Annotated in this window: 6 protein-coding genes; 3 read left to right on the plus strand and 3 right to left on the minus strand. The window is 69.8% G+C overall.

Features of this window, described 5'->3' with window-relative positions:
• The first annotated feature begins 327 nt into the window (after positions 1-327).
• From aspS to Mterra_RS15635, 3 genes are all read left to right on the plus strand, one after another.
• Entirely contained in the window at positions 328-1,599 is a 1,272-nt protein-coding gene (aspS, locus tag Mterra_RS15625) for an aspartate--tRNA(Asn) ligase (RefSeq protein ID WP_119316015.1), read from the plus strand.
• Between the two features lie 37 nt (positions 1,600-1,636).
• Positions 1,637-4,108: a hypothetical protein gene (locus Mterra_RS15630; protein ID WP_119316016.1), complete on the plus strand. Its 2,472-nt coding sequence runs from the start codon at positions 1,637-1,639 to the stop codon at positions 4,106-4,108.
• Between the two features lie 88 nt (positions 4,109-4,196).
• Positions 4,197-4,484, plus strand: coding sequence for a hypothetical protein (locus tag Mterra_RS15635; protein ID WP_119316017.1), 288 nt, complete (start codon positions 4,197-4,199; stop codon positions 4,482-4,484).
• A 111-nt stretch (positions 4,485-4,595) separates the two neighbouring features.
• Here Mterra_RS15635 and murJ read toward each other — a convergent pair whose 3' ends face one another.
• The 3 genes from murJ to Mterra_RS15650 form a co-directional block, all read right to left on the minus strand.
• Complete coding sequence (murJ, locus tag Mterra_RS15640; protein WP_119316018.1) at positions 4,596-6,068, minus strand: murein biosynthesis integral membrane protein MurJ; 1,473 nt, start codon at positions 6,066-6,068, stop codon at positions 4,596-4,598.
• 63 nt (positions 6,069-6,131) lie between these two features.
• On the minus strand, positions 6,132-8,864 hold the full coding sequence (locus Mterra_RS15645; protein WP_119316019.1) for an AAA family ATPase: 2,733 nt from the start codon (positions 8,862-8,864) through the stop codon (positions 6,132-6,134).
• Positions 8,865-8,970: 106 nt separating this feature from the next.
• A partial coding sequence (locus Mterra_RS15650) for a metallophosphoesterase family protein (RefSeq protein WP_119316020.1) occupies positions 8,971-9,787 on the minus strand: 817 nt, incomplete at its 5' end.

The following is a 9,787-nucleotide window of genomic DNA, read 5'->3' on the forward strand; positions in this document are numbered from 1 at the left end:
GGATACCCCTTCCCCGCGCGCGGGGAAGGGGTATCCCCCCCTGCCCCCCTTGCTAAGGGGGGTGACAAGGCGTCTGGCGTCTTGCGTTTGGCGTTTAGCGTTTAGCATTTAGCGTCTTGCGTACGGCGTACGACGTAGGACGTACGACCCGCGCTCAGCGTTCAGCCCTCCACCTTGACCTGGTGAGAAGTGGCACTTAGACTATCCGGCAAGATGTTGCGCCGTCGGGACGACAATCCATAGCGGGGGTAGCGATACTGCCCCCCGGTACTTGCTGTCGTACCGGGGGGTTTTTCAGTTCCCGAAGGCGGCGAAGGAGAGAGGCAGATGTCACGCACACTGGTCAAGGAAGTGCCCAACAAGATCGGCGAGAAGGTCACCCTGCAAGGCTGGCTGCACTGGAAGCGCGACCTCGGCGGCATCCAGTTCGCCCTGCTGCGCGACCGCACCGGCATCGTGCAGGTGGTGGTGGAGAAGGGCGTGGACCTGCCGCTGGCCGAGTCCTGCCTGCGCGTCAGCGGGGAGGTGGTGCAAAACGCCAAGGCCCCGGGCGGCTACGAGGTGCTGGCTAACGGCCTCGAGGTGCTCACCCCGGCCCTCGAGCCCTCCCCCATCGAGATCCCCAAGGAGGAGTGGCGCGTCAACCCGGAGACGCTGCTCGAGTACCGCTACGTGAGCCTGCGGGGCGAGAAGGCCCGCGCCGCGCTCAAGGTACAGGCCGCGCTGGTGCGGGGCTTCCGCAACTTCCTCGACGCCCAGGGCTTCACCGAGATCTACACCCCCAAGATCGTCTCGGCGGGCGCCGAGGGCGGCAGCAACCTCTTCGCCATCGACTACTTCGAGCAGCGGGCCTACCTGGCGCAGTCGCCCCAGCTTTACAAGCAGATCATGGTGGGGGTGTACGAGCGGGTCTACGAGGTGGCCCCGGTCTTCCGCGCCGAGCAGCACGCCACCAGCCGCCACCTCAACGAGTACCTCTCCCTCGACGTGGAGATAGGCTTCGTCGAGAACGAGCACGACGTGATCGACCTCGAGGAGGCCCTGCTGAGGGCCATGCTCGACGAAGCCCGCGAGGGCGCCGCCGACGCGGTGGGGATGCTCGAGGTCGAGTGGCCCAACACCGCCGAGATGCCGCGCCTGGAGCACCCCGAGGCCCGCCGCATCCTGCGCGAGGAACTGGGCATGCCCGTGGGCGCCGACTTCAACGAGGAGGCCGAACGGGCGCTGGGCCAGTGGGCGAAGGAGAAGTGGGGCGTGGACTTCCTCTTCGTCACCAAGTACCCCGAAGCCGCCCGCCCCTTCTACGCCTACCCCGAGGGCGACGGCTCCACCCGGGGCTTCGACCTGCTCTTCCGCGGCCTCGAGATCACCAGCGGCGGCCAGCGCATCCACCAGTACGACGTGCTGGTCGAGGCCCTGAAGAAGAAGGGCAACGACCCCGCGAACTTCGCGGGCTACCTCGAGGTCTTCAAGTACGGCATGCCCCCCCACGGCGGCTTCGCCATCGGCGCCGAGCGCATCACGCAGAAGCTCTTGGGGCTGCCGAACGTGCGCTACGCGCGGGCCTTCCCCCGTGACCGCCACCGCCTGACCCCATAAACCCCCCAGCCCGGTACGGCTTCGTTAGAATGGCACCGTGTTAGGTCTGCGGCCCGGTCTGCGAAGGCTCCTGCGAACCGCGCCCCGGCTGGTGGTGGCTCCTGCCGGGGCGGGGTTCGGGCAGCAGGTGCTGGCGCTATGGGCCCGCCGCAACAACCGCCGGGTCGTGACCTCCCCGGCCGACCTAGGCCGCGAACCCTGCCTGTTCATCCCCCAAAAACGCCGGGATCTGGAGTTCGTCCACCCCGGCTGCCCCGGCGAGGCCCTGTTCCTGCACGAAACCGACCTCATCTACACCAAGGCCGAGTGGCTGGGGGCTCTCGCCAGTGCCCGCGAGGGCTACGCCGAGGAGAGCTACCGCCTGAGCCAGGGCTGGCCCGAGGGCCTGCTGATCGCGGCCCAGCTCGCCAAACGCCCTGACGTTTTCTGCCTCCTCGAGCACCCCCTCACCCGCGCCCACCTGGGCCGCTTCCTCCCCCAGGATCTCCCGCGCGAGACCCTAGCCCGCGCAGCCTCGAGCCCCGTCCTGATCCCCGAGCTCTACGGCCTGCTCGAGCTCGAGGCCGAGCTCATCGCCGAACTCTACGACCGCGGCCTCCTCTACGCCGCCGACCAGGGCTACCGCCTGCCCGCCCTGCTGCGCCGTCTTCTCTTCCGCCCCCTGTCGCCCGAGCGGGCGCTCGAGGTCGCGCAGGTTCTGGGCTCGAGGCACCTCGAGGCTGACCTGGAAATTCTCGGCGAGCACGGTCTATGGGAGGCGTACCTCGAGCGGATTGTCGAGACCTACATGCCGAGGATGAGCCCGCACGCGCTGCAAGAGCTTTTGCGTAAGGTTCCCCCGAGCTACCGGGGCCTCGAGACGTACAGGTACCTTGTAGCGCTTCTACGCCGCTCGTCGGGTGATGTCGAAGGGGCCATCCAGCAGCTCGAGGAGCTGTCCCAGACCGTATCCTCCGAATTCCGGCTGTGGGTTACCAACGCGCTCGGGGTCGCCCACGGCATGCGTGGGAACTACCTTGAAGCGGTGAAGCACTTCGAGAACGGCCTTCTTCACGCCGGGGCATCTTTGGTCCGAGGGCATCTACTGCATAACCTGGGGGTTACCTCCCTAAATTTACATCGCTACCGCGAGGGTATTGACTATCTTTCGAAAGCTGTCGCGACGTATCAAGGGCTGGGCGGAGCCGTCCAGGTAGCCCCGAGTATAGAAAACTTGGCCGTTGCTTGGACGTGCGCGGGTTTCCCACGCTTGGCTCTATCCGAGTTCGACCGGCTGCCAAGCGTCCTGTTGAGCCCTATGAGCTACGTCACGCTGGGCCGCATCTACATTCAACTGGGCGAGCTCGAGAAAGCCCGCCAGGCGATCTCAACCGGGGGGGAGAGAGCGCGGGAGGCCGATAATCATCGGGTTTTCCTTTACTCCGAAATCCTAATGGCACACCTAGCCCTTCTGGAAGGAGATCTGGAGTGGACGTACGGACAGACGGTCAAGATCCTTGGGATGACCCAGGAGGCCGACCTACTGGGGGAAGCTCACTACGTCCGGGCTCAGGTTGAATTCCGGCGCGGTAACCGCAAGGCCGCGAGAGAGCACCTGGCTCGAGCCGCCAACATCACCTTCGGCTACAAGACCGAGGCCGTGCGCCAGGGGCTAAGCCCCCTCGAGCCCACCCTTGAGGAGGCCCGCGAGGCGGGGGCGATGTTCGACGTGGCGCAGTTGCTCATGCTCAAAGGGGACCTCGACTCCCTGCGGGAAGCCCTCAGCCTGTGCCAGCAGAACGGCTACGGGCTGCTCCTGCGGCACCCCTACTACAGCCACCACTGGCTGCCGCTGATCAAGGCCGACCCTTCGTGCTGGGGTGCCTTCCCGGTCACGGTCCAGACCTTCGGGGGGTTCAAGGTCTCTTTCCTGGGCAAGACGCTCACCCTCGCCGACTTCCCGACCAAGAAGATCGCGGCCTTGCTGCTCGCCCTCGCCCTGCACGAGCGGCCGCAGAACCGCGAGGTGCTGGCCCAGCAGTTGTGGGGTGAGCTCAACAACCCGCTCGACTCGCTGCAGAACGCCGTGTCCAAGCTGCGCGGCCTGCTCTTCCCCCAGCTCATCGGCTCGAGCAAGAGCCAGCTGTCGCTCAACTTCCCGGTCGTGCTCGACTACCGCGAGTTCGTCAAACGGGCCAAAGCCTTCGTGGAGACCTCCGAGCCGGGGCTCGAGGACTTCATCCAGCGGCACAGCGAGCCCTGGCTCCCCGAGATGGCCGACCTGTTCCCGGTGGAGCGCTCCCAGGTCGAGCGCTACCAGCACGAGCTCTGGACGCTGGTGGCCGAGCAACGCGAGCAGGAGAACTCGCCCCTGGCGCTGGTGGCCTACCGCCACGCCCTCGCCCTCGACCCCTACTCCGAGCGCGCCTGGCAGGGCCTCATCGCGGCCTACGAACGCCTGGGCAACCCGGAAATGGCGGCCAAGGCACGGCGCTGCATGGCCGAAGCCCTGCGCGAGCTGCGCGGCTGAGCGGTTTTGGCTTCATTTTAGGCCCGGGCGATAGGCTCTAGGCGAGTGGCTGCGCGCACCGCGCGAGCCACCGCTTTCGGAGGAAGCAATGGCTTCGGACCAAGTGAACTTCGTGATCTGCTTCGAGGACGCCGGTCAATCCTTCGAGATCCTGCTCTCCCCCAAGGAAGCGCCCCGGCTCTCGCGGGCGCTGTGCCGGGCCGAACAGCTGTGTGAGCAGATGGGCTGGCGGCTGTTGCGCGTGGAGGACCGGCAGAGCGGCGAGGCGCTCGAGCCCTGCCCCAGGTGCCTGGAGGAGGAGGCCCGAGGTCGGGTGTGCACCCACTGCCAGGGCAACGCCTACGTGCCGACGCGGCCCGCCGAGCACGCGGCCTAGCTAAGCAGCCCCGGCGTGAGTCGGTCAGGGGGGCAGGGTTACGAACTCACGCCGGAGCCCTCGTCCTCCCTTCGGCCGGGGTGACTTTCGGCAGAGCCACCCTGGGAAAACTTAGCGCAGCGGCAGGCGCAGCACCCGCGCGAAGACCACGAAGGCCGCCAGCCCCGCCAGCCCCCCCAGCACCAGGGGGGGCAAGTTGTCGAGGAAGAGCGCGGGGGTGCCGAAGGGCCGGGCCGCCACGTAGGCCAGCATCCCGGCCGGGGCCGCCGCCGCCGCGACGCGCAGCAGGAGTTCCAGCAGCCAGCGCAGCGAGAGGATCGACAGCCGCTCGAGGCGCACCCCGTAGGCCAGCAGCCCGACCAGGCCCGCGGCGGCCGTGGAGAGGTTGAGCCAGAACAGCCCGGCGTCGCGCAGCAGCCAGTAGCCCAGGGTGTTGAGGCCGAAGATGACCACCGACACCTGCACGGCCCGCCGGATCTCGTTGGCGGCGTAGAAAGCCCGCAGCATGAGCTGGTTGACCCCCCACGGCAGCAGCGCGAGGCCGTAGGCCAGCAGCACCGCCACCGTGAACTCCCGCACCCGCGCGTCGAGGCCGCCGAAGGAGAAGATGGCGCCCACGATCCAGGGGGCCAAGGCCACCATCATGGCCCCGGCGAAGCCCAGCAGCACGGCGAGGCGGGGGATGGAGCGCTCGAGCAGCCCCCGCATCCCTGCGTAGTCCTGGGCGGCACCCATCTGGGTCAGGCGGGGGTAGAGGGCCATCGCGGGCGAGACGGCCAGGATGCCCAGGGCGGTCTGGAAGATCACCTCGGCGTTGATGAAGGCGGTCTGGGCCCCCACCGCGTAGCGGGTGAGGACGTTGGTGAGCACCAGGTTGAGGAACTGGCGCAGGCTGGTGGTGAAGGCGAAGGGCCCCATGCGCCACAGGGCGTCGCGGATGGCCGGGTGGCTCCTGAACTCCAGCCCGAAGCCGCGGAGGGAGGGCAGCAGCACGGCCGCCTGGACCATGGCACCCAGGGTGTAGGACAGGGCCAGCGCGGTGGCGCTACCCGGCCAGACCAGCATGAGCGCGATGGACACCGCGTTGAGCGCCAGCGGCGCGAAGGCCACCGCCCCGAAGCGCTCCTGCGACTGCAGGAAGGCCGAGAACAGCGCGGCCATCGAGATGAACAGCAGGAAGGGCATCACCAGCCGGATCTGGTAGACCAGGAGGTCGAAGTTGGGGCCCCGGGCGTAGGGGCTCGAGGCGTCCACCAGCCAGCCCGCGACGGCGGGGGCCAGCAGCAGCCCCGCGCCCAGCAGCAGCAGGTTCAGCGTCAGCAGCAGCGCGGCGAAGCGGCGCTTGAAGACCTCCCCCTCAGCGGCGGGGAGGCCGCTGAGCACGGGCACCAAGGCGTTGGTGACGGCCCCCTCGGCCACCAGCTCGCGGAAGAGGTTGGGGACGCGGGTGGCGATGTTGAAGGCGTCGGTGAGCAGGGGCGGGAAGAGGTTGTTGATGACGACCTGGCGCACCAGGCCCAGCACCCGGCTCGAGAAGGTGCCCAGCATGGTGATGGCGGCGTTGCGCAGGATTCGGCTCGACAAGGTAGCACCAACCCAAGCGGCTATTGTATGCCTTCCGGGGCGCTTTGGCGCTACGGCCCGCCTTCAATTGTCCGACCAGCGGATCTTGCTGCCCGCCGGGCTCTTCTCCACCCGCAGCCGCGCGGGCAGGCGCTCGGCGAGGGCTTCGACGTGGGTGACCACCCCCACCAGCCGGCCCTGGGTGGGCAGGGCCTCGAGCACGCCCGCGACCTGCTCGAGGGTCTCCACGTCGAGCGTGCCGAAGCCCTCGTCGAGGAAGAGCGCGCCCATGCGGCCTTTGGAGAGGTGCTCGGAGAGGGAGAGCGCCAGCGAGAGCGAGGCCAGGAAGCTCTCCCCGCCCGAGAGCGTGCGCACGGTGCGCACCGACTCGGTCCAGCGGTCCTCCACGGCGTACTCGCTGTCCTCCAGGCGGAAGGCGTAGCGGCCTTGCGAGAGCTCGTTCATGAGCTCGCTGGCCCGCTGGAGCAAGCCCGACTGGTAGCGCTCGAGCAAGAAGTCCTGGAAGCGGTCGCCGCGCAGGTCGCGCTCCAGCCGCTCCCAAACGTCCACCTCGCGCACCAGCTTGGCCTGCTGGCCCTCGAGCTCGCGCCGCCGCTGGAGCTGGGTCTCGGCGCGCTTGAGGTCGGCCTTGAGCCCCTCGGCCTTGCCGTGGGCGGCGCGGGCCGACTGGCGCAGGGTTTCCAGGGCCTCGCGCTGGAGGCGCAGGGCGGCCTCGTCCACGGGCTCGAGCCCCGCGAGTTCCTGCTCCAGGCGCTTGAGGCCCTCGGCGATGGCGATGCCCTCGCGCTGGTGCTCCTGGTGGCGCTGCTGCAGGGCGTGGCGCTCGGCGGGGCTCATGCGGGCGGCCTTCACGGCCTGGTGGTCGGCGAAGGCGGCCTCGGCCAGGAGCGAGAGCAGGCTGGCCTCGAGGCGCTCGAGGGCGCGGTGGCGCTCCTGGGCCACCTGGGTCTGGGCGGTGAGCTGGCGCTCGGCGTCGGAGCACTCCCTCTCCCGCTGCTGCAGCTCGGCGGCGAGGGCCTCGAGCTGGCGCTGGCGCTCCTGCAGCCGCGCGGCGTAGGCCGTCACCTCGAGACCCCCCGTGGCGGCGCGGATCGCGGCGGCGAGCCCGGCGAGGCGGCGCTGGCGCTCCTGCTGGATGCCGGCGGCCTCGAGCCCGCCGGTGGCCTGGGCGAGGGCCTCGAGCTGGCGCTGGAGGTCCTTGAGGTCCTGTTCCTGCTGGGCGAGGGCCTGCTGGGAGAGGGGGAGTTGCTCGCGCAGGGTCTTGAGCTGGCCCTGCTTGCCCTGGAAGTCCTCGCGCAGGCGCCGCAGGTTCTCCTCGGCCTCGCGCTCGGCCTGCTGGAGGCCCTGCAGGTTGAGCTCGACCTCGGGGGGCAGTTGCGCCACCACCTGCGCGCACAGCGGGCAGGGCTCGCCCACCGCGAGCAGGTGGCGGTGGGCCTGGATGCCCGCCGCGCGCTCGGCGTCCTCGCGGCGCCGCCGGGCCTGCTCGTAGAGCTCGCGCGCGTCCTGGCCGAGCGTCTTGAGGGAGTCGAGCTCGAGGGTGAGGTCTTGGACCTGCTTGGTCTGGGCCTCCAGCGCCGACCGGGCCTGAAGGAAGCGGGACTGGGCCTGCTCGAGCAGCCGTTGCAGCCGCGCCCGCTCGCTCAGGCTGCGCTCGCCCTCGCGCAGGGCGTCGAGGCGGGCCTCGTCGAAGTCGAGGGGGTCGGGGTGGGACAGGCGCAGGTCGCCGCCGTAGCGCCGCAGCCGCTCGGACTGGTCCTTGAGCAGCGGGAGGCCGGCGAGCTCGAGCTTGACCTGCTCGAGCGCGTCGCTGTCGTACTGCGCGCGCAGGCGTTCGACCTCGGCACGGCTGCGCTCGAGGCCCTGCTGCAGGCGCAGCAGGGCCCCCTGGGCGGCCTCGGCCTCGCGGCGGGCGGCCTCCACGCTCTCGACCTGCGGCCACACCCGCTCGGCCTGGTCGGCGCGCTCGAGCCGCTCGCGCAGGCGCGCCATCTCGGCCTGCTGGCCTTCCCAGTTGCGCTGGCGGCGGCGCAGCCCCTCGAGCTCGCTGAACTGCTCGTGGCGCTTGTGGGCCTCGGCCAGAGCCCGCTGGGCCTGCTCGGCCTCCCGGCTGAGCCGCGCCTCCTCGGCCTCGAGCCACCCGATCTCGTCGCGCATGGCCTCTAGGCGGCCCTCCTCGGCCTCGGCGAGGCCCCGGAGCTCCCCCTCGATGAGGCTGAGCTTCTCCCGCGCCTCCTTGAGGTGCTCGCCTACCCGCTCGCGCATGTCGCGCAGGCGCTCGAGGCCGTAGAGCTTCATCAGCAGCTCGCGCCGCTCCTTGGGCACGCCGCGCAGGAAGAGGTCGAACTGCCCCTGCGGCAGCAGGATGGCGCGGGTGAAGGTGGTGAAGTCCATCCCCCCCAGCAGGCTCGTGACCTGGGCGTTGAGCGCGGCCACCTTCTCGGAGGCGGCGTGCATGCGCCAGTCGCCGCGCTCGAGGTACTCCAGGCGGCTTTGGTTCTCCTTGCCGATCACCCGCACGACGCGCCAGGTCTGGATCTGGCTCGAGGCGTCGGGGGCGGTGAACTCGAGCTCGATCTTGGCCTGCTCGGCCGCCGGGTGGCGCAGCGTGTCGTGGCCCTTGGCCCCCGCCCGCGGCGTCTCGCGGTAGAGCGCGAAGGTGATCGCGTCGAGCAGGGTGCTCTTCCCCGCCCCGGTGGGCCCGGTGATGGCGAAGAGCTCCACGTCGTCGAAGTGGATCTCCTGGGGCTCGAGGTAGGGCCCGAAGCCCTGCAGGCGCAGCTTGAGGGGCCTCATGAGGGCCTCCAAGAGGTCTGCTCAACGCCGAACGCCGAACGCCGAACGCCAAGGCGTCTCGCGTTTAGCGTTTTGCGTCTTGCGTCTTGCGTACGACCCAGGGCCCTCATAGCCCCTCCCCCGCGTGGACTTCCTCGTAGACCTGCTGGAAGGCCCGCAGCAGGCTCTCCTCGGGCTCGGCGGCGTAGGTCTCGCGGGAGTACTCGGTGTAGGCCTCGAGCCAGTCCCACTCCTCCTGCACGGGCGGGGCCCCGCGGGGGCGCTCGAGCTCGGGGAGCTCGAAGACCACGTCGAGCAGGTGGGGGAAGCGGCGGAAGAGGTCCTCGCGCAGGCGGGGGTTGCCGCGCCCCTCGATGACGAGCTTGGCCCAGCCGGGGAAGGTGGCGAGCTCCTCGAGGCGGCGGTCGAGGTCTTCGAACTTGACCTTGAAGCTGCGCAGGGGCTTGCCCCAGCGCTCGTTGACCTGCGTGACCTTGGGCGGAACGCCGGGCTCGAGCTCGACGATCAGGGCCCCGCGCGGGGCGTTCTCCCCCTCGCCGAAGTCAAGCTGCACCAGCGAGCCCGGGTACCAGGCCGCGGGGGCTTCCGCGACCTGCTGCTGGCGGTGGATGTGGCCCAGCGCCACGTAGGAGAGCTGCGAGGGGAAGGCCGACTTCTCGACGGCGTAGCTGTTGGTGCAGTGGAACTCGAACTCGCCCCCGCCCAGGCGGCTGCCCTCGACGGTGAGGTGGGCGAGCATGAGGCTGACGCCGGAGTTGAGCTCGGTGGAGAGGTTGGCGAAGACCCGCTTCATGCCCTCGGAGTAAGCACCCTTCCACAGCGTGCCGTCGCCCTCGAGCAGCATCTGGGCCTTGACCAGCCGCCGCTCCGACAAGAAGGGCAGCATGGCCGCCCGCCCCCCCGCCATCTCGACGACGCCGCCC

The sequence above is a fragment of the Calidithermus terrae genome (assembly GCF_003574345.1).
Taxonomy (GTDB): Bacteria; Deinococcota; Deinococci; order Deinococcales; family Thermaceae; genus Calidithermus; species Calidithermus chliarophilus.